The sequence below is a fragment of the Kitasatospora sp. NPDC092948 genome, assembly GCF_044754805.1.
GTDB lineage: Bacteria > Actinomycetota > Actinomycetes > Streptomycetales > Streptomycetaceae > Kitasatospora.
In genome coordinates this window covers 104,635-121,997 of record NZ_JBIVPU010000018.1, presented here as the reverse complement: position 1 = coordinate 121,997, position 17,363 = coordinate 104,635, and the positions used below count along the sequence as shown (strand labels likewise).

16 protein-coding genes are annotated in these 17,363 nt (G+C 73.8%); 3 read left to right on the top strand and 13 right to left on the bottom strand.

Annotation, left to right across the window (positions count from 1 at the left end):
• Nucleotides 1–192: 192 nt before the first annotated feature.
• Both ACIQF6_RS33025 and ACIQF6_RS33020 read right to left on the bottom strand, forming a co-directional pair.
• Entirely contained in the window at nt 193–843 is a 651-nt protein-coding gene (locus ACIQF6_RS33025; RefSeq protein WP_400901724.1) for a response regulator, read from the bottom strand.
• Nucleotides 840–2,054, bottom strand: a complete 1,215-nt coding sequence (locus ACIQF6_RS33020; protein ID WP_400901722.1) for a sensor histidine kinase — start codon at nt 2,052–2,054, stop codon at nt 840–842. The genes ACIQF6_RS33025 and ACIQF6_RS33020 overlap by 4 nt, the downstream gene beginning before the upstream one ends.
• A 122-nt stretch (nt 2,055–2,176) precedes the next feature.
• Here ACIQF6_RS33020 and ACIQF6_RS33015 point away from each other — a divergent pair, with 122 nt between their 5' ends.
• Complete coding sequence (locus ACIQF6_RS33015) at nt 2,177–2,830, top strand: class I SAM-dependent methyltransferase (protein ID WP_400901720.1); 654 nt, start codon at nt 2,177–2,179, stop codon at nt 2,828–2,830.
• Between the two features lie 7 nt (nt 2,831–2,837).
• Here ACIQF6_RS33015 and ACIQF6_RS33010 read toward each other — a convergent pair whose 3' ends face one another.
• Nucleotides 2,838–3,953 carry an LLM class flavin-dependent oxidoreductase gene (locus ACIQF6_RS33010; RefSeq protein WP_400901718.1) on the bottom strand — a complete coding sequence of 372 codons (1,116 nt, stop codon included), beginning with the start codon at nt 3,951–3,953 and terminating at the stop codon, nt 2,838–2,840.
• A gap of 398 nt (nt 3,954–4,351) precedes the next feature.
• Between ACIQF6_RS33010 and ACIQF6_RS33005 the strand changes: the two genes are divergently transcribed.
• On the top strand, nt 4,352–5,062 hold the full coding sequence (locus tag ACIQF6_RS33005) for a lytic polysaccharide monooxygenase (protein ID WP_400901716.1): 711 nt from the start codon (nt 4,352–4,354) through the stop codon (nt 5,060–5,062).
• Between the two features lie 127 nt (nt 5,063–5,189).
• Here the strand turns inward: ACIQF6_RS33005 and ACIQF6_RS33000 are convergent, their stop codons facing one another.
• Genes ACIQF6_RS33000 through ACIQF6_RS32980 form a run of 5 tightly spaced genes read right to left on the bottom strand, consistent with a single transcriptional unit; the run spans nt 5,190 to nt 9,629 of the window.
• Entirely contained in the window at nt 5,190–6,617 is a 1,428-nt protein-coding gene (locus tag ACIQF6_RS33000) for a cytochrome P450 (RefSeq protein ID WP_400901714.1), read from the bottom strand.
• Nucleotides 6,618–6,652: 35 nt separating this feature from the next.
• The gene (locus tag ACIQF6_RS32995; protein WP_400901712.1) at nt 6,653–7,270 is read right to left on the bottom strand and encodes a GTP-binding protein; all 618 of its coding nucleotides are present in this window, start codon (nt 7,268–7,270) and stop codon (nt 6,653–6,655) included.
• Nucleotides 7,251–7,598 carry a DUF742 domain-containing protein gene (locus ACIQF6_RS32990; protein ID WP_400901710.1) on the bottom strand — a complete coding sequence of 116 codons (348 nt, stop codon included), beginning with the start codon at nt 7,596–7,598 and terminating at the stop codon, nt 7,251–7,253. The genes ACIQF6_RS32995 and ACIQF6_RS32990 overlap by 20 nt, the downstream gene beginning before the upstream one ends.
• A 13-nt stretch (nt 7,599–7,611) precedes the next feature.
• Nucleotides 7,612–8,019, bottom strand: coding sequence for a roadblock/LC7 domain-containing protein (locus tag ACIQF6_RS32985; RefSeq protein WP_387642822.1), 408 nt, complete (start codon nt 8,017–8,019; stop codon nt 7,612–7,614).
• The gene (locus ACIQF6_RS32980; RefSeq protein WP_400901708.1) at nt 8,016–9,629 is read right to left on the bottom strand and encodes an ATP-binding protein; all 1,614 of its coding nucleotides are present in this window, start codon (nt 9,627–9,629) and stop codon (nt 8,016–8,018) included. Before ACIQF6_RS32980 ends, ACIQF6_RS32985 begins: the two co-directional genes overlap by 4 nt.
• Nucleotides 9,630–10,186: 557 nt before the next feature.
• Between ACIQF6_RS32980 and ACIQF6_RS32975 the strand changes: the two genes are divergently transcribed.
• Nucleotides 10,187–11,764 carry a CehA/McbA family metallohydrolase gene (locus ACIQF6_RS32975; RefSeq protein ID WP_400901706.1) on the top strand — a complete coding sequence of 526 codons (1,578 nt, stop codon included), beginning with the start codon at nt 10,187–10,189 and terminating at the stop codon, nt 11,762–11,764.
• A gap of 46 nt (nt 11,765–11,810) precedes the next feature.
• Here ACIQF6_RS32975 and ACIQF6_RS32970 read toward each other — a convergent pair whose 3' ends face one another.
• From ACIQF6_RS32970 to ACIQF6_RS32950, 5 genes are all read right to left on the bottom strand, one after another.
• Nucleotides 11,811–12,014 carry a hypothetical protein gene (locus tag ACIQF6_RS32970; protein WP_400901704.1) on the bottom strand — a complete coding sequence of 68 codons (204 nt, stop codon included), beginning with the start codon at nt 12,012–12,014 and terminating at the stop codon, nt 11,811–11,813.
• Between the two features lie 26 nt (nt 12,015–12,040).
• On the bottom strand, nt 12,041–13,414 hold the full coding sequence (gene tyrS, locus ACIQF6_RS32965; RefSeq protein WP_400901702.1) for a tyrosine--tRNA ligase: 1,374 nt from the start codon (nt 13,412–13,414) through the stop codon (nt 12,041–12,043).
• A 419-nt stretch (nt 13,415–13,833) separates the two neighbouring features.
• A complete protein-coding gene (locus ACIQF6_RS32960) occupies nt 13,834–15,222 on the bottom strand; it encodes a SufS family cysteine desulfurase (RefSeq protein ID WP_400901700.1) in 1,389 nt (462 codons plus the stop codon).
• Nucleotides 15,209–16,618 (bottom strand): family 2B encapsulin nanocompartment shell protein, encoded by a 1,410-nt coding sequence (locus tag ACIQF6_RS32955; protein WP_400901698.1) that lies wholly within the window; start codon nt 16,616–16,618, stop codon nt 15,209–15,211. Before ACIQF6_RS32955 ends, ACIQF6_RS32960 begins: the two co-directional genes overlap by 14 nt.
• A gap of 228 nt (nt 16,619–16,846) precedes the next feature.
• The gene (locus ACIQF6_RS32950; RefSeq protein ID WP_400901696.1) at nt 16,847–17,200 is read right to left on the bottom strand and encodes a DUF6191 domain-containing protein; all 354 of its coding nucleotides are present in this window, start codon (nt 17,198–17,200) and stop codon (nt 16,847–16,849) included.
• Nucleotides 17,201–17,363: the final 163 nt, after the last annotated feature.

Genomic DNA, 17,363 nt, shown 5'->3' with positions numbered 1-17,363 from the left:
GTAGGCCCAACACGCCCGGCCGACGTGACGCCCCTGTCGCAGGCCCAACACGCCCGGCCGGCGTGACCACCCTGCCGTAGGCCCAACACGCCCGGCCGACGTGACAGCCCTCCCGCCGGCCCAACACGCCCGGCAGGCGTGACGCCCCCTCCCGCCGGTCGACCACGCGGGGCCGGCCGGACTGATGGTGCGTCAGCCGGACAGGCCCGCGTCCCGGGCGAGCAGTGCGGCCTGGACGCGGTTGCTGACGCCGAGCGCGGTGAGGATCCGGCTGACGTGCGCCTTGACGGTGCTCTCGCGCATGGCGAGCCGCTCCGCGATGTCGGCGTTGGCGCGGCCCTCGGCCAGCAGCGCCAGCACGTCGCGTTCGCGCGGGGTGAGCCGTTCCAGCCGGGCCCGGGCCGCGCCTGCGGCGGTGCGGCCGGTGGCGTGGTAGCGGTCGATGACGCGGCGTGCGGCGGCCGGGTGGAGCATCGCGGAGCCGGCCGCGACCAGGTGGACGGCGCGCAGGATCTCCGCGGGGTCGGTGTCCTTGAGCAGGAACCCGTCGGCGCCGGCGGCCAGCGCGTCGTAGACGTACCGGTCGAGGTCGAAGGTGGTCAGCGTGATCACCCGCGGCGGATCCGGCAGCGCGCGCAGCCGGGCGGTCGCGGTGATGCCGTCCATCCTGGGCATCCGGATGTCGACCAGTGCGACGTCGATGCGGAAAGCGCTTGCCCGTTCGATCGCCTGGAGGCCGTCCGCGGCCTGTGCGACCACCTCGATGTCCGGGTCGCCGTCGAGCAGATCGGTCAGGCCGAGTCGGACCAGCGCGTCGTCGTCGACCACCAGGGTGCGGATCATGCGGAGCCGTCCTTCGGCGAGTGGGAGGGAGGGCGCCTGCCGGTTCGGCCGCCCGGAAGGGCCGGCGCGGGAGCGTCGTCCTTGCGGGCGGGGTGCGGGAGGCGGGCGGACAGCCGCCAGGAGCCGGTGCCGGCCGGGCCGGCGTCGAGATGGCCGCCGAGGGCGGTGACGCGTTCGCGCAGGCCGATCAGGCCGTAGCCGGAGTCCACGGCCGACTCGGCGACCCCGGCGGCGCCGGGGCCGTTGGCGGCTTCGACCCGGGTGGCGGGCGGCCGGTAGTCGACCCGGATCTCCACCGCCGCCCCGGGGGCGTGCTTGCGGGCGTTGGTCAGCGCCTCCTGGACGATCCGGTAGGCGGCCAGCCGGTGCGTGGTCGGCGCGTCGGCCGCCCGGCCGGTGACGGTCAGCGCGACCTGCTGCCCGGCGCCGCGGGCGTCCGCCACCAGCGCGGCGACCTCGCGGACGGCGGGCGCGTCGGCCGGTGCGGCGTGCGGGTCGTGGAGTGCGCCGAGCACTTCGCGCAGGTCGGTGAGCGCCTCGACGGAGGTGGCGCGGAGCATGGCCAGCCGGTCGGCGACCGGGCCGGGCAGAGCGGCGCTGCGGGTGGCGAGGACGCCGGTGTGCAGCGCGATCAGGCTGAGCCGGTGGGCGAGGACGTCGTGCATCTCGGCGGCGATCCGGGACCGTTCGGCGGCCCGCGCCGCGTCCTCGCGCAGCCCGGTCTCCACCCGCAGCTGGTCGACCTGCCCGGCCAGGGTGTGCAGCAGGCGGCGGCGGTTGCCCTGCCACAGGCCGAGCACCAGCCCGAACAGCAGCACCGTCAGCGTGGACAGCCAGCGCTGCCCGAGCCACACCGACGCGGCCCGGACCCCCGCCGCGTTGCCCGCCAGCGCCAGCGCCGCGCAGAGCAGTGCGAGCCGGGTGCGGCGGGCCACCGCCAGGTCGAACAGCACCACGGCGAGCAGCAGATCGACCAGCCAGCCCCACCACGCGGTGACCGCGACCGCCGCCAACGGCGCGACGGTGAGCCGCAGTCGGGGGACCACCAGCATCACGGCGCACACCACCGCCGCCGCGGTGACCGTCAACTGCTGCCGCCCGTCGCCGAGTTCGGCGCTGTTGGTGTTGATCGTCACCACCAGGAACGCCAACGCCAGCGCCCGCCCCAAGGTCGCCCACGCGGGGCTCTGCCACCACCTCACGACGTCCATGCCGGACATCCTGCCCGACCTGAGGACCGACGAACGGCCGTGCCCACCACCGACTTTGGTCGGTGCGGACGGCCGCCGGAGGGCGGATCGCCCCCGGCCCGCCGATTCCTAACGTCGAAGCCATGACCGAGCAGACCTCTCCCCCGCCGCGGCCCCGGGCCGACGGCTGGGCGTTCCTCCGCGAAGCCGTCCGCGACCTGCGCACCACCGGCGCGGTCGCCCCCAGCAGCCGGGCCCTCGCGCACGCCCTGGCCGCACCCGTCCGGGCCCGCGCCCCGCACCCGATCGACGTCCTGGAGGCCGGCGCGGGCACCGGCGCCGTCACCCGCGTCCTGCTGCCCCAACTGCCCCGCGGCGCAAGGCTGGACGTGGTGGAGGCCAATCCGCGCTTCGCCGCCCGGCTGCGCGACCTGGTGGCCGCGCAGGGCACCGCCCGGGTGACGGTGCACCAGGCGTACGTGGAGGAGCTGGTCACCGACCGACGCTACGACGTGATCGTCTCCGGCCTGCCGCTGACCAACTTCACGCCCGCCCAGGTCGACCGCATCATGGCCCGCTACCTCGAACTGCTGCACCCGGGCGGCACGTTGACCTGGTTCGCCTACCTGGGCACGCACCGCGCCCGGGCAGTGTTCGCCACCCGGGCCGAGCTGCACCGGCACGCCGCGGTCGAGCGCGTGCTGGCCGCCCACCTGCGCAGCGGCACCACCCGGTCCCGCACGGTGCTGGCGAACCTGCCGCCGGCCCGGGTCTGGCAGTTGCACCCGTCCGCGTGAGCCGCTGTCAGCTGCCGCCCCCGACCAGGGCCCGTACCCGGGGCACCACCTCCTCGCCGACCCGGTACGCCTCCTCCAGGTGCGGGTAGCCGGACAGCACGAACTCCTCGACGCCCAGGGCGTGGTACTCGGCGAGCCGGGCGGCCACCTCGTCGTGCGAGCCGACCAGGGCGGTGCCCGCACCCTCCCGGACCAGGCCGATGCCGGCCCACAGGTTGGGGGCGACCACCAAGTCCCGGCCGGTGCCGGCGCCGTGGCCGTGCAGGGCGGCCATCCGGGCCTGGCCGGTGGAGTCCATGGCGGCGAACCGCTGCTGGCTGGCCCGCACCGCCGCCGGGTCGATGCCCGCGAGGATCCGGTCGGCCTCCGCCCAGGCCTGCTCGGCGGTGTCCCGGCTGATCACGTGCAGCCGCAGCCCGTACCGCAGGGTGCGCCCCTGCGCGGCGGCCAGCGACCGCAGCCGCCCGATCCGCTCGCCGATCGCCGCCGGCGGCTCGCCCCACAGCAGTTGGACGTCGGCCCGGCGGGCGGCGACCTGCTCGGCGGCGGGCGAGGCGCCGCCGAAGTACAGCGGGACGGGGTGCTCGACCGCCGGGTCGACCAGCTGCGCGCCCTCCAGCCGGAGGTGGGCGCCCTGCCGGTCGACCCGCTCGCCTGCCAGCAACTCCCGCAGCGCGGCCATCAGTTCGTCGGTGCGGGCGTAGCGTTCGTCGTGCGCGAGGTGGTCGCCGTAGGCGCGCTGTTCGGCGGGGTCGCCGCCGGTGACCACGTTCAGCCGGAGCCGCCCGCCGGCGAACCGCCGGAACGCGTCGGCCTGTTGGGCGACCAGGGTGGGGCTGGCCAGGCCGGCCCGGAAGGCGATCAGGAAGCCGATCCGGCTGGTGTGCCGAGTGAGCGCCGCGCCCAGGATCCACGGGTCGACGCAGCCGAGTCCGACCGGGGCGAGCAGCGAGACGAACCCGGCCTGTTCGGCGGCCTGCGCGACCTGCGCGAGGTAGCCGACGTCGGCGGGCCGCCGGGTGGCGGCGCCGGTGCGGGCCTGCACGGCGGTGACGCCGCCGGGGTCGCGGCCGTCCCCTCCGGTGGGCAGGAACCAGTGGAACACGGGGGCACGGTCGGACAACGGACGATCCTCTTCTGCGAAAACAGGGCGCACGGTGCAGGGACAGCGCGCGTTCTGCGGAGACGGGGCGCGGCAGGGCCGGGAAGGCGGGGAGGCCGCCGCGGACTGGTCACACGGCAGGCGGGGGGAGGTCGCTCAGGAGCGGCGACAGGCAGCGGAACACACCCGGAGGAGGTCGATGTGACCCCGGGTGGTCAGGAAGAGTCGCTGCGGCACGCGGGGAAGCTACCACGTTTGTGCAGCGCACGGCGTTCCTGTCCGGCCCGACCTCTTGACCGTGCCCGGTACGGCGCTATCGTCTCCCTCGGCATCCGGTCTAGACCTATGGCCGCCTCCCGGCCCGCCCCATCGGCGTCGGGGGGAATTCGCCCTGACCCCACATCAGGAAGGCACGGAACATGAAGGCAAACAGAAAGGTGACCGCCGCGATCGGCGCGCTGGTCGCCCCGCTGCTCGGGCTGACCATGTCGGCGGGCACCGCCAGCGCCCACGGCTGGGTCACCGACCCGGCCAGCCGTCAGGCGCAGTGCGCCAACGAGGTCGTGGTCTGCGGGCAGATCAAGTACGAACCGCAGAGCGTCGAGGGCCCGAAGGGCCTGTTCAGCTGCAGCGGCGGCCACTCCGAGTACGCGGAGCTGGACGACGACTCCAAGGGCTGGCAGGTCGCCAACGTGTCCTCCACCCAGACCTTCAGCTGGCACCTGACGGCCCGCCACGCCACCGCGAACTGGCAGTACTTCATCGGCAGCCAGCTGATCGCCCAGTTCTCCGGCAACAACGCCCAGCCCCCGGCGGACGTCAGCCACCAGGTGAACTTCGGCAGCTACACGGGCCGGCAGAAGGTCCTCGCGGTGTGGAACGTCTCCGACACCGCCAACGCCTTCTACTCCTGCATCGACGTCAACATCGGCGGCACCGGCGGCGGCAACCCCGGTGGCGGCAACGGCAGTTGCGCGGCCGCCGCGTGGGACCCGGCCCGGGTCTACAACGGCGGCGAGAGCGTCTCCTACGGCAACCACAACTGGCGCGCCAAGTGGTGGACCCAGGGCGAGCAGCCCGGCTCCACCGGCCAGTGGGGCGTCTGGGAGGACCTCGGGGCCTGCAAGTAGGCCCTCACCGGCCGCCCGTAAGCCGTAAGCCCGTAAGCCCGTAGTCCGAAACGCGCACGACCGCCCGGCGGCTCCCTGTGGGGGAGGGCCTCCGGACGGTCGGGTGACCCGGAAGGGCGACGGCGCGTCAGCCGTTCAGCTTGGCCATCAGGTTGGCCCACCAGCCGCGGCGCTGCGCCGACACGGTGTGCGCGGGCTCGGCCGGCGGGGCGGCCGGGGCGGGCTCGGGTGCGGTGACCACCGGGGCGCTGGTGGTGGTGGTCGGGTCCTGCGGCTGGAACGCGACGCGCGGCGTGAAGCGGGCCGGCAGCTCCGTCAGGTGTCGCGACATCCAGTTGCCACGCCAGACCAACTCGTCCTCGGTGAGCGAGAGTTGGAGGTCGGGAAGCCGGGTGAGCAGGATGTCGATGCCGGTCTCGGCGATGGCCCGGCCGATCTCCTGGCCGGGGCACTCGTGCGGGCCGCTGCCGAACGCCAGGTGCGAGCGGTTGCCGAACAGCGGCTTGTTCAGGTCGGGCCGCACCGCCGGGTCGGCGTTGCCGGCGGCCAGGCCGATCAGCAGCATGTCGCCGGCCTTGATCTGCTGGCCGCCGAGCTCGGTGTCGCCGGTCGCCCAGCGGCCCGGGACCAGCATGAACGGCGGGGAGTCCCACAGCACTTGGTCGAGCGCGTCGGGCAGCGTCATCTGGCCGCCGGACAGGTGGGCGCGGAAGCGGCCGTCGGTGAGGACCATCTTCAGCGTCTCGGAGATCAGGTTGATGGTGGTCTCGTTGGCCGCCAGCAGCACCGAGCGCAGGTGCTGGAGCACCTCGTCCTCGCTCAGCCCGGACTCGTGCTGCATCAGCCGGGTGATCAGGTCGGGGCCGGGGTCGGTGCGCTTGCGTTCCATGGTACGGCGCAGCGACTCGACCACGTACTCGTTGGAGGCGACGGCGGTCTCGGTGCCGCGGACCAGGTCGCGGGCGGCCTCGACCAGCCGGGGGCCGTACTCCTCGGGCATGCCGACGAGTTGGGTCATCACCAGCATCGGCAGGTGCTCGGCGAACTCGGCGACCAGGTCGACCTTGCCGATGGAGCCGAACTCGGCGATCAGCTGGTCGGCGAAGCGGGTGACGTAGCGTCGCATGCCGCGCCGGTCGAAGCTGTTGAGGCCGTCGGTGACGGCGGTGCGCAGTCGGCGGTGCTCCTCGCCGTCGACGAACGAGCAGGTCGGCTGCCAGGCGATGACGGGGAGCACCGGGGAGTCGGGGGCGACCCGGCCCTCCTGGAACTCGGTCCAGCGCCGGGAGTCGCGGGAGAACCGGGACGGGGTGCGCATCGCGGTGAGGTTGGCGGAGTAGCCGAGCACCAGCCAGGCCGGCAGGTCGCCGTGCAGCAGCACCGGCGCGACCTCGCCGTGTTCGGCGCGCAGCTTCTCGTACAGGCCGGCCGGGTCGGCCTCCGCCGCGGGCCCGAACAGCCGCCGCAGGTCGTCCTGTTGGAGGGGGGTGGCGCCGTGGGCCGGGCAGCCGGGCGGGGGAACGGCGCCGTTGTACGTGCGCTCTTCGGGGATCACGGGAGGTCTCCAGGAGATCGGGGCGGTGCGGGGCGTCAGCCGACGGGCTGGGCGGCGAGCTCGTACAGGTAGCGCATCAGCGCCATCAGCACGTCGCGGCTGGACTCCCGGGTGCGGGCGTCGCACTCGACGATCGGGACGTGCGGCGGCAGGTCGAGTGCGCCGCGCAGTTCGTCGAGCGGGTAGGCCGGGGATTCCGGGAAGGAGTTGACGGCGACGACGAACGGCACGCCGCGGTCCTCCAGTCGGCCCAGGACGTCGAAGCTGACCTCCAGCCGGCGGGTGTCGACCAGCACGACCGCGCCGAGTGCGCCTTCGAACAGGCCGTTCCACAGGAACCAGAAGCGTTCCTGGCCGGGGGTGCCGAAGACGTACAGCACGAGTTGGTCGCTGATGGTGATCCGGCCGAAGTCCATCGCGACGGTGGTGGAGCTCTTGCGTTCCACCCCGGCCAGGTCGTCGATGCCGACGCCGGCCTCGGTCATGGTCTCCTCGGTGGTCAGCGGGCGGATCTCGCTGACCGAGCCGACCAGGGTGGTCTTGCCGACTCCGAAGCCGCCGACGATGACGACCTTGACGGCGGCCGCCACCGTGGCCGGGAGCAGGTCGGCCTCGCGCGGCCCGCGCACCGGTTCAGAGCCGCTGAAGTCCATGGATCACTGCCTCCAACAGGGAAAGGTCGGGAAGGGCGGCCTGCGGAATGGGAGCGCGGGCCTCGATCTTGTGCATGCCGATCAGGTCGGCCAGCAGGACGATGACCAGGCTGTTCGGCAGCCGCAGGTGTGCGGAGATCTCTGCCACCGACAGCGGCGAGCCGCAGATGCGCAGGATCGCCGCATGCTCGGGCTGCATGGTGGGTTCGGGCCGGGAGCGGGCGATGATCAGCGTGACCAGGTCGAAGCCGGTCGCGGCGTTCTGCCGGTCGCGGCCCCGGGTGATCACGAAGAACCGCTCGGGGCCGACCTCTTCCCAGTTGCTCATCCGAGTCCCCGGCTCACGCGAGTTGTTCGCCGGTGCGGGCGGGTGTGGTGAGGTGCTCGCCGATCCGCGCGACCAGGTCGCGCATCCGCTGGCCGACCAGTCCGGCGTCCACGCCTTCGTCGGCGAGGACCGCGAGGAACGCCCGGGAGCCGGCCGCCATCAGGTAGAAGAACCCGCCGCCGACCTCGATCACCACCAGTCGCATCCGGCCGTCGCCGTGCGGGAATTCACTGCCGACCGCGTGCGCCAGGCTCTGCAGTCCGGCGCAGGCCGCGGCCAGCCGGTCGGCGGTGTCCGGGTCGGTGCCGTGCTGGGCCAGCCGCAGGCCGTCGGCCGACAGGACGATGGCGTGCCGTGCGTGCGGGACGCTCTCCGCGAGGTCCCTGAGCATCCAGTCCATGTTGGTCCGTTGCTGAATCACTTGTCGCCTTTCCCTGCTGACTCTTCACTGGCGTGGCGGCCGTCCGCCGGGGCGCCGGGCGTGCTGCCGTTGACCCCTTCGGTGAACGCGGCCAGCCACAGGCCGGGTTGGACCGGCTCGGCGGCGGGCGCGGGGGCGGGTGCCTGCCGCGGCCGGGGGGCCGAAGCGGCCGGGCCGCGCAGCTGCGCGGCGTGGCGGCGGCGCTGCGGCAGGCCGTTGGCGGTGCGCTCGGTCACCACCGGGTAGTCGTCCTCGGCCGGGGACGGCGCGGGCACCCGGGGGTGGCTGCCGGCGGACGGGAAGGCCGCAGCGGCGGCGAATCCGCCGGACGGCGTGTGGGTCGCGGCCGGTTCGGCGGCCGGCGGGGACCAGACCGGGTCGTCGTTGTGGCTGGGGGCCTGGTTGTGGATCACCGGCTGGCCGGTGGCCATCCGGCCGATGCCGTGCGCGCGGCTGGGCGCGGGCGCGGTGGTGATGTAGCGCTGCGGGACGATCAGCACGGCGCGCACGCCGCCGTACGCGGACGGGCGCAGCGACACCTGGAAGCCGTAGGCGCGGGCGAGTCGGCCGACCACCGCGAGGCCGAGCCGCGGGGTCTCGCCGAGGTCGTTGAGGTCGATGCCGGACTGGGCCTCCTCCAGCATCCGTTCGGCGCGGGCCCGGCCCTCCTCGCCGAGGCTGAGGCCGCCGTCCTCGATCTCGATCGCGATGCCGGTCTGCACCTCGACCGCGGTGAGGTGGACGTCGGTCTGCGGCGGCGAGTAGCGGGTGGCGTTGTCGAGCAGTTCGGCCAGCGCGTGGATCAGCGGTTCGACGGCGGGGCCGACGATGGCGACCTCGGAGACCGGGTGCAGTTCGACCCGGCGGAAGTCGAGGATCCGGGAGATGCCGCCGCGCAGCACACTGAACAGCGGGACGGGCCGGCTCCACTGGCGGCCGGGGCGGGCGCCGCCGAGTACGGCGATGGAGTCGGCGAGGCGGCCGATCAGCGCGTTGCCGTGGTCGAGGATCAGCAGGTCGTCGAAGACCGAGGGCAGGTCGCCGTGGCGTTCTTCCATCTGCCGCAGGTCGACGGCCTGGCGGTGGACGATCGCCTGCACGCGGCGGGCGATGTTCACGAAGGCGCGCTGGGCGGACTCGCGCATCGCCTCCTCGTTGTCGACGGCGTCGAGGACGGCGCGCAGCACGGCGTGCCGGGCCTCGTGGAAGTCCTCGCCGACGTCGGCCGCGTGGCGCTGCTCGTAGGAGCGGAGCACGTCGGTGATGAACTCGCCGCGCTGGAGCCGGTTGACCGCCTCGGGCAGTTCGTTCTTGGCCAGGTCGAGCATGCCGGCCTGCTGGCGGGCCAGCCGGGCGCGCAGCTCCTGCTCCTGCTTGGCGCCGTCCTCGCGGGCCTGCTCCAGGGCGTTGCCCCGGGCGACCGCCACGGCTCCGACCGCCGCCACGGCCGCGGCCCCCACCACACCGCACAGCACGCTTCCCCAGATCGCCTGCCCGGGCTCGGCGGTCCTGGCGAGAGCCACCGTCACGCCGATCACGACCGCGGGCAGCAGGCCGACGAGTACGGCTGCGGGCAGCCGGGTTCCTGGCGACGATCCGGGTCGAAGCATCGGTGTCCTCATACGGTCGGAGGGATGGGAACGCGGGTCCGGGCGGTGCGGCGGGGCCCGGGCGCGAAGCAGCATAGCCGGTGCACGACAGCTCCGACGGTTCGTCAGCATCCCTTTCCACCAGCAGAGTTGCCCCTGGTCGAAAGAGGTGTCGAACACTCGGCAGAGCGGTCGGTGCGCCCCTCGCCGGGGCTCTTAGGCTTGTCGCACCGCGTACCCCGCAGCAGCCTCCCGCCGCGGATTCACCCGGACGAGCGGCAGTCGCGGCGTTCCTCGCACCGCGAGCCCCTGAATAGTGGTAGGGCCGCGTTCGAGGACCGACAGCGACACGGCCCGCGCCCCCGGACGGAGGAACGAGCCTTGGACGGCATATTACTGACGGATGATCAGTTCGTCATATTCACTCTGGGCATTCACCTGCCGTGCGATCCCCGCACGCCGAACGTCCGGACGACTTTCACCACCTCTCCCCCCGCCGGTGGGCCGCACCTCACCGCCGGTTCACCCCCTCGGGCAGGCATCCGGGCGACCCGCCCGCCGAAGCCCCGGAGAACGCCATGCCCGAACCCCAACTCCCCTCCCCCGACAGCCCGTTGCCGGGCCGCCGCGCACTGCTGCGCACCGGCCTGGCCACCGGCGCCGCAACCGCCCTGACCGCAACCGCCCTGACCGCAACCGCCGGACGTGCGCAGGCCGCCACACCCGCCGGCGACCAGGTGCTCACCCTCACCGGCCAACTGCCGACCGGCGCAGCGGACTTCGTCCACCTGCCCTTCGAAGTACCGCGCGGCGTGCGGGAGATCGCGGTCTCCTACGGCTACGACCGGCCCGCCGTCCCGGCCGGCACCCCCGGCAACTCCTGCGACATCGGCATCTTCGACGAACGCGGCACCGCCCTCGGCGGCGACGGGTTCCGCGGCTGGTCCGGCGGGTTCCGCACCGAATTCAGCCTGTCCCGCGAGACCGCCACGCCCGGCTACCTGCCCGGACCGGTCAACCCCGGCACCTGGCACGTCGTCCTCGGCCCCTACCAGATCGCCCCCGCCGGACTGAACTACACCGTGCAGGTCACCCTCCGGTTCGGCAGCCCCGGCCCCGCCTTCGCCCCCGCCTACCCGCCGGAACGGGCCCGCGGCCGCGGCCGGGCCTGGTACCGCGGCGACTGCCACCTGCACACGGTGCACTCCGACGGCCGCCGCCTGCCCGCCGAGGTCGCTGCCGGGGCACGCGCCGCCGGCCTCGACTTCATCGTCTCCACCGACCACAACACCTCTTCCTCCCACGGGAGTTGGGGCCCACTGGCCGGCCCCGACCTGCTGATCGTCCCCGGCGAGGAGATCACCACCCGCAACGGCCACTGGCTGGCCCTGGGCCTCGCCCCCGGCCAGTTCGTCGACTGGCGCTACCGCGCCCGCGACGGGCAGTTCCCGCGCTTCGCCCGCCAGGTCCACCGCGCGGGCGGCCTGGTCGTCGCCGCCCACCCGTACTGCCCCTACGTCGCCTGCCAGTGGAAGTTCGGCTACCAGGACGTCGACGGCGTCGAGGTGTGGAACGGCCCCTGGACGTACGACGACGAATCCGCCGTCGACACCTGGGACGCCGGCCTCGCCACCGCCCTCCGCGAGGGCCGCGACTGGCTCCCCGCCCTCGGCAACAGCGACGCCCACAGCGCCCCGCAACCCATCGGCGCCCCGCACAACGTGGTCCTCGCCGACGACCTCAACCGCACCGCCATCCTCGCCGGCCTGCGCGCCGGCCACTCCTGGCTCGCCGAATCCGCCACCGTCCACCTGGAGTTCACCGCCACCGGCCACGGCCGCCGGGCCGGCATCGGCGAGCGCCTCACCGTCCCCGCCGACGCCCCCGTCGACATCCGCCTCACCGTCTCCGGCGTCCCGAACGGCACCGTCCGCCTGATCACCGACGAGGGCCAACTCCACCAGGAGTCCCTGCCCGCCGAAGGCGCCGGCACCGTGACCTGGCGCACCACCGCCTCGCTGGCCGGCTACGTCCGCGCCGAAGTCCGCCACCCCAAACCGGACGGCACCCCCGGCAAGGGCAACTCCATGGGCCCCGACCTGCCGTGGGGTCCGATGGCCGCCCTCACCAACCCGATCGTCCTGCACATTTCTTGACCATCGGTCAGCTGCGGTCGGCCCGGACCACCACGGCGGCAGGGGATCAACAGCCGCCGGCCCCGAGGGTGCCGGACACCCGGAACGCGTCACCCTTGCTGCGGCAGAGTCGGGCCGACCACGCCAGGGCGTCGTCGAACCCGACCTCCGCGCCCGCCAGGCGCGCGGCGGCGAGGTCGGCCGGCGCATTGCCCTCGTCCAGCAGCACGGACCACTGCTGTGCGGCTCCGCCGCTCGCCGTCCCGCCCACCGCGGCTCACCGCACCGGCGCCGATGTCACATCAGTTCCACCACCTTCCGCCCGCAGCGCAGGAAGACCCGCCGCCGGGCGCTCGCGCCCGCCAGGTCGTGGGCGCCGAGCAGCACCAGCAGGCGTTCGTCGGCGTCGGCGCGGGACAGCGGGACGGTGCGCTGCCCGCCGTCGACGGTCTCCACCAGCAGCTTCAGGCCGCCCGCGTCGGCGACCCGGCGGACCTGGTTGAGGCCGGGCAGTTCGCCGGTGACCTTCACCAGCAGTTCGGCGGGCGTGGCCGCGCCGTGCCGGGCCGCGTCCACGGCGGGCAGCGGGCCGGCGTCGGAGAAGCGGCGCTGCGAGAAGCGGGCCCGAAAGGCGTCGCGGGCGGCGAGGGCGGCCGGGGCGCCGTGCACGGCGGCGGTGACGGCGGCGGCCAGCAGGGTCTTCACCGCCATCGGGTGACGGCGGCCGTCGGCAGCCTGGGCGAGCAGCGACTCGACCTCCTCGTCGACGAGTTCGGTGAGCAGCCGGAGGTAGTCCGGGAGCAGCCGGTCCGCGCAGGCCATCAGCCGGCCGAACATCTCCTCGGCGGGGAAGGCCAGTCCGACGTAGTTGTTCCTGGACTTGCTCATCTTGGCGCCGGTGCCGTCGGTGCCCTCGATCAGGCCCGTCGCCAGCACCACCTCCGGCTGCTGACCGTGCACCGCCTGCACCCGGCGGCACATCTGAAGGTTCAACAGCTGGTCGAGGCCGCCGAGTTCGATGTCGGCGACCAGCGCCACCGAGTCCAGCGCCATCACCACCGAGTACACCAGCTCGGCCAGCGTCAGCCCGCTGCCCTCGGCCAGCCTGCTGCGGAAGTCCTCCCGCTGCAACGCCGCCGAGGCGGGCAGCCGGGACAGCACGCCGAGGAAGTCCGGCAGGGAGAGATCTCCCAACCATTCGCCGTTGAACCGGAATTCGGCGCGCTCGAAGTCGAAGAACGGGCCGACCTGCTCGCGGTAGGTCGCGACGTTGCGCGTCACGTCCTCGGCGGTCAGCGGCGGCCGCTCCGCGCTGCGCCCCGACGGGTCGCCGATCCGCGCCGTCACGTCCCCCACCAGGAACACCACCCGGTGGCCCATCCGTTGCAGCCGGCTGGCCAGGATCATCGGCACCGCATGCCCGAGGTGCACCTCCGCCCCCGTCGGGTCGATCCCGTACTTCACCGTCAACACCCGGCCCTGTCCGAGCAGTTCGGCCAACTGCCGCTCCCCCGGCAGCACCGCCGCGGCCCGCGCCCCCAGCAGCGCGGCCTGCCGGCTCGGCGCCAGCCCCGACAGGTCGGCCCGCTGCCGCTCCGCCAGCACCTCCAGCCACCGGCCGAGCGCCGGGCCCTCCCTCAACTCCTCGTCCTGCTCGATCAGTTCACTCATCAGCTCAATGCTGCGGTCGAATGCGGCGGCGGCCATGGCCATCCTCTCGGGGACACGGGAACAACGGACGATCGAACACATCCGCCCGGCACGAAAGGCACCACCAAACGACGACGACCGCACCCGCGCACACGCAGGCACCACTCACGAGTCGTCCAGGAATCCGGAGGCCCGGCCGCCGCTGAAACAGGCAGGCCGGAGGGCGGTGGGACCGCCACTAATATCGCTTCACCACGCGAAACCTCCGGGAACAGGAAGCGGCGGAACCCTCAGCCCCACCGCGAACCCCCATCCTGCCGCACCCCGCCACCGACCCGCACCCGGTTTTTCACCCGGCCACCACGGCCGGCCGCCACGCCCGGACGCGACACCCGGCCACCACGCCCGGCCACCACGCCCGGCCGCCACGCCCGAACGACTCAGGCGCCGGCCGCCTCCTGGAGCGCGCCCACCAAGACGTCGACCTCCCGCGCCGTGTTGTACACCGCGAGCGACGCGCGGACCGCACTGGTGACCCCGTACGCGGCCAACGCCGGTTGGGCGCAGTGGTGTCCGGCGCGGACGGCGACACCCTGCCGGTCGAGCCGGCCGGCGAGGTCCACGGGGTCGGCGCCGGCCAGCAGGAAGGTCAGCACGCCGATCTTTCCCGGTGCAGTGCCCAGCAGCCGGATCCCGGGCACGGTGGACAGGGCGCGCGTCGCGTAGGCGGTGAGCTGCTCCTCGTACCCGGTGGCGGCCTCGCGGTCCAGGCCTGCGAGGTACCGCAGTGCCGCCCGCAGGCCGGCCACGCCGGCGATGTGGCCGGTGCCCGCCTCCAACCGGTGCGGCAGCGGCGCGTAGGAGGTGCCGCCGAAACCCACCGTGTCGATCATGTTGCCGCCGCCCTGCCACGGCGGCATGGCCTCCAGCACCTCCCGCTTGCCGAACAGCACGCCGATGCCGGTGGGCGCGAACACCTTGTGCCCGGAGAAGGCGTAGAAGTCCGCGTCCAACTCGGTGACGTCCACCGGGAAGTGGCACACCGCCTGGGCGCCGTCGACCAGCACCCTGGCTCCCCACCGGTGGGCGAGTGCGGTCATCTCCGCCACCGGCGGGACGGTGCCCAGGGTGTTGGAGGCATGGGTGAGCGCCACCAACTTGGTCCTGTTGGTCAGCAGGTCGCGGTAGGCGTCCTGGTCCAGTTGCCCGTCGGGCAGCAGCGGGATCGGCACCACCCTGGCGCGGCGCTCCCCGGCGATCAGCTGCCAGGGGACCAGGTTGGAGTGGTGTTCGGCGACCGACACGAGGATCTCGTCGCCCACGCCCAGGTTGGCCCGGCCCCAGCTCTGCGCCACCAGGTTGACGGCCTCGGTGGCGCCCCGGACGAAGACGACCTCGCCGGTGTCCCGGGTGCCGAGCAGTTTCGCGGCCTCCTCGCGGCCTTCCTCGTAGACCTCGGTGGCCTGCTTGGCGAGGGTGTGCGCGCCTCGGTGCACGTTGGAGGTCTCCCTCGCGTAGTGCTCGCCGACCGCCTCGGTGACCTGACGGGGTTTCAGCGTGGTCGCCCCGTTGTCCAGCCAGACCAGCGGGTGGCCGTTCACCTCCCGGTGCAGCTGCGGGAAGTCCCGTCGCACCGCTTCGACGTCGAAGGCGGCGGGGTGCGGTGCGGGGGCCGTCGCCACGGCCGGCGCGGGCTGCGGGGGCAGCCAGTACCGGGCGCCGGTCACCGCGTGCGAGAGCGCCGAGGGGATCGGGAAGGCCCCGGTCGGGAACGGGTCCGCCGCCGGAAAGCCGACCGGGCCGCCCCGGTGGCCGTCAGGAGTAGTCATGGTAGGTCGAGACCTCGACGCCCTGGAGCACGCCGATCGCGTCGTCCACCAGCGCCGCCGTCGAGAAGTAACTGGTCATCAGGTACGAGGTGATGGCTTGCAGGTCGACGCCCATCGCGCGCACCGCCAGGCCGGGCTCGACCTCGTCCGGCACCTTCGCCGGCCGCAGGCCGACCACGCCCTGCCGGTCCTCGCCCACCCTCATCAGCAGGATGTTCGTGGTGCCGGGCGCCGAGTTCGCCGAGCCCTTGAGGTCGAGCTTGTCCGAGGGCAGCAGCGGCACGCCTCGCCAGGTCAGGAACGGGCTGCCGAACAGCTCGACGATCTGCGGGGGCACTCCGCGCCGCGTGCACTCGCGTCCGAAGGCGGCGATGGCCCGGGGGTGGGCGAGGAAGAACGCGGGCTGCTTCCACACCCTGGCGAGCAGCTCGTCGAGGTCGTCCGGGGTGGGCGCGCCCTTGCGGGTGCGCACGCGCTGGGCGGGCGCGATGTTGTTGAGCAGGCCGAACTCGGGGTGGTTGATCATCTCCCACTCCTGGCGTTCGCGCAGCGCCTCGGCGGTCAGCCGCAGCTGGGCCTGCACCTGGTCGATGGTGGAGTTGAAGATGTCCGAGACGCGGGTGTGCACCTTGAGGACGGTCTGGGCGACCGCGAGTTCGTACTCGCGGGGGCGGTCCTCGTAGTCCACGAAGGTCTGCGGCAGGTAGGGCTCCCCGGTGTGGCCGGAGCGGAGCTCGATCGGCGGTTCGCGATCGGTCCCGGCCGGCCCCCGGGCGTCGAGGATGTCCAGCTGGGCGCGCAACGCGGCTTCGCGGTCGGCGAGTTCGAGGAGCATCCGACGGTCGGCGGTCAGCACGGTGCAGTCGGTGACGGCCTTGACCCGGTAGGGCATCGGCGAGCCGGTCGCCCACGCGTGGGCGTCGAAGAAGTCGCCCTCGCCGATGACGGCCACCAGGGCGTCCTGTCCGTACTCGCCGGTGGCGCGCTTCTCGGCCCGGCCGGCGGCCAGGACGTACAGCTGTCCGGCGGGGGCGTCGGCGTCCACGATCAGCTCGCCGGACGCCACCTCCCGCTGCACGAAGCCCTGTGCCAGCGCGTCGAGCAGCGCGCTGTCGAGCTGGCTGAGGAACCCGATCTCGCGCAGGTCCTCGGCGATCACCCGGGCCCGGCCGTCGCCGCCGACGCCGGTGCTGATCAGTCCGTCGCCGAGGATGAAGCCCCGACGGCGGTTGACCCGGTAGACGCCGGCCTCCAACTCCACCCAGGGCAGCACCCGCAGCAGGTAGCGGGGGGTGATCCCGAGCATCTGCGGCACGGTCTTGGTGGTGGTGGCGAGGTTCCTCGCGGCGGACGTACTGAGACTCTCCGGGCGCTGCAGGGTGGTCTCGGCGGTCACGGCTGATCCGCTCCTCACTGGGGTCCGGCCTGGGGCTGGCCACAGCATCGGGCACCGCGCGGCCCCGAAGTGCGTCGGACGGCCGGATTCCGGCGGAGGTTCAGCCGGTCGGACGCCCCTGGGGTGTCCGCTGCGGCACCGGTCACCGTCGATCGCGAGCACGAGCGACTTCGCGGAGGGCCGGCTCGAACGTCCCGGACGGCGGGTCCGCCGGAACCGGGCGGCCGGTCAGCTCCGCCCGTCGGCGCCCGCCGGCGCCTTCGGCAGCACGATGACGGCGCGGCCCGAGCCGAGGTCGACCCTCGAACGGGGCGGTGCGGCGTCGCCCTCCTCGTCCCGGCGCATCGCCTCGGCGGAACGTTCCTCCAACTCGGCCGCCTTGCCGGTGTTCACGGCACCGGTGAAGACGTCCACGGCCACGCCGGCCGGCGAGCGCCCGGCGGGCCGCCCGGCCGGCCCGCGCCACCGTTCCGGCAGCAGGGTCGAACGGGCGAAGCGGCGCACCATCGTCGAGGCGATCCAGAACAGCACCACCCCCACCGCCAGCCCGGGCAACGTGAGAGCGAACGCCAGGCCCATCATCCACCACCCCCTGCGGCACGATCCGCCCCGGATCGCGCACCGACCGGCCAACGGCTGTGATCCGCAAGGGAGTTCCCCGAGTCGGCCGACAGCCGTCCGGTGGCCCCCGTCCCGCGCCCGCGTCTCCCGCCTTGGCAGGTCGTCGACCCCCTGCCATCGTTGG

Bases quoted from the DNA above. Each gene is read 5' to 3' on its own strand.
- ACIQF6_RS33020 (WP_400901722.1), bottom strand. From the start codon at position 2,054: ATGGACGTCGTGAGGTGGTGGCAGAGCCCCGCGTGGGCGACCTTGGGG.
- ACIQF6_RS32995 (WP_400901712.1), bottom strand. From the start codon at position 7,270: ATGGACTTCAGCGGCTCTGAACCGGTGCGCGGGCCGCGCGAGGCCGAC.
- ACIQF6_RS32975 (WP_400901706.1), top strand. From the start codon at position 10,187: ATGCCCGAACCCCAACTCCCCTCCCCCGACAGCCCGTTGCCGGGCCGC.
- ACIQF6_RS32950 (WP_400901696.1), bottom strand. From the start codon at position 17,200: ATGATGGGCCTGGCGTTCGCTCTCACGTTGCCCGGGCTGGCGGTGGGG.
- ACIQF6_RS32990 (WP_400901710.1), bottom strand. From the start codon at position 7,598: ATGAGCAACTGGGAAGAGGTCGGCCCCGAGCGGTTCTTCGTGATCACC.
- ACIQF6_RS33025 (WP_400901724.1), bottom strand. From the start codon at position 843: ATGATCCGCACCCTGGTGGTCGACGACGACGCGCTGGTCCGACTCGGC.
- ACIQF6_RS33005 (WP_400901716.1), top strand. From the start codon at position 4,352: ATGAAGGCAAACAGAAAGGTGACCGCCGCGATCGGCGCGCTGGTCGCC.
- tyrS (WP_400901702.1), bottom strand. From the start codon at position 13,414: ATGAGTGAACTGATCGAGCAGGACGAGGAGTTGAGGGAGGGCCCGGCG.
- ACIQF6_RS33015 (WP_400901720.1), top strand. From the start codon at position 2,177: ATGACCGAGCAGACCTCTCCCCCGCCGCGGCCCCGGGCCGACGGCTGG.
- ACIQF6_RS32980 (WP_400901708.1), bottom strand. From the start codon at position 9,629: ATGCTTCGACCCGGATCGTCGCCAGGAACCCGGCTGCCCGCAGCCGTA.
- ACIQF6_RS32960 (WP_400901700.1), bottom strand. From the start codon at position 15,222: ATGACTACTCCTGACGGCCACCGGGGCGGCCCGGTCGGCTTTCCGGCG.